The sequence below is a fragment of the Nesterenkonia massiliensis genome, from assembly GCF_000455245.1.
Lineage (GTDB): Bacteria > Actinomycetota > Actinomycetes > Actinomycetales > Micrococcaceae > Nesterenkonia > Nesterenkonia rhizosphaerae.
In genome coordinates, this window is record NZ_HG005173.1 from 49195 (window position 1) to 50698 (window position 1504).

Genomic DNA, 1504 nt, shown 5'->3' on the forward strand with positions numbered 1-1504 from the left:
GCTGATGACGACCACGCTGCGTCCGGCAGCTGCCTCGGTACGCAGCAGAAGCAGCAGGCGCTGTTCGGCGGGGGCATCCAGTGCGGCACTGGGCTCATCCAGAAGCAGCACGGGCAGATCACCACGCCGGGCACGGTACACCGCTCGCGCCACGGCAACCCGGTGCGCCTGACCTCCCGAGAGGCCGCTGCCGCCAGCGCCCAGCCTCAGATTCAGCGCCTGGCGGGGGTCGGGAGCCAAAGCCGAACCAAGGTCCAGCTCCTCCAACAGGGAAACAGCCAGATCATGGTCCGGGGCAGAGTCACCCAGAGCGATGTTCTCCCCCACTGTCCCGGAGCGCAGCCCGTGGCGCTGACCGCTGTGGGCGATCAGCTCTCTGCTCAGCACACCTGTCGAATCACCGCCAGGGTTCGACCACCATGGGTTCGGCCGCAGCGGGTCCAACCTCACCTGGGCACTGCCGGTATGCCGAACCAGCCCGAGCAGGGCGGCGAACAGGGTGGACTTTCCTGCACCGCTGGGACCGGTCAGTACGGTGATCTCCCCTGCTGGGGCGTCGAGGTTCAGCTCCGAGAGCACCGGAGCGTCACCTCGGACCACGCCCAGGCCTCGGATATACAGTCCGGGACTGGTGGGCAGCGAATCCTTGATGAGCGCAGCGCTGGGGACGGCGTCGTCGTCCTGCGGTTTCTCGGCGTGGTCGTCCTCTGCGGATTCCAGCAGGTCCAAGACCTCTTCGGCGGCGAGCTGACCATCTGTGGCCGAATGATAGGCAGCACCGACTTGGCGCAGCGGCAGATAGGCTTCGGGCACGATCAGCAGGACGAAGAGGCCGATGAACAGCCCGAGAGTGCCATCGATCAGTCGCAGGCCGATGGAGACCGCCACCAATGCCACCGACAGGCTGGCGGCAAGCTCCAGGACGAATCCGGAGAGGAAGCTGATCCGCAGGACTTTCATCGTGCTGCGGCGGTGGGCGTCGCTGATTCGGGTGAGGTTTTCGCGCTGGCGGTGCTGGCGGTTGAAGACCTTCAACGTGGAGAGGCCCTGCACCACATCCAGATAGGTCCTCGCCAGGGAGTTCAGCCTGTTCTGCTGCGTGCGTTGGGCGGCCTGGGTGCTCCAGCCGATGAGCACCATGAACACCGGGATCAGCGGCATGGTGACTGCCACGGTGACCGCGGTGGTGATATCGGCGAAGGCCAGCACGGTGAGAAACACCGGGATCGACAGGGCAGTCAGCACCAGTTGGGGCTGGAATCGGGAGAAGTAGCCATCCAGTGCGTCCAGGCCGGGGCCCAAGGTGGTCATGGCTTGGGCTGGTCCGCCGGCAGCAGTCAGCACATCGGCGCGCCCATTCTGTCCGGCGATGACCATGGCCTCGGCGGCGCGGCTTCGCAGCTGGGACTTCACCTTGGCCGCCGCACGTGCCGCCGTCAGCTCCGCCGCCCAGGTCAGCCCGCCGCGCAGCAGTGCCAGTGCGGCAATCAGGCTCAGCTGGGTG

1 protein-coding gene is annotated in these 1504 nt (G+C 66.7%); it reads right to left on the reverse strand.

What is annotated here, in order from left to right:
• The coding region (locus TX78_RS13555; protein WP_044496376.1) for an ABC transporter ATP-binding protein/permease at positions 1 to 1504 on the reverse strand (1504 nt) is incomplete at both ends.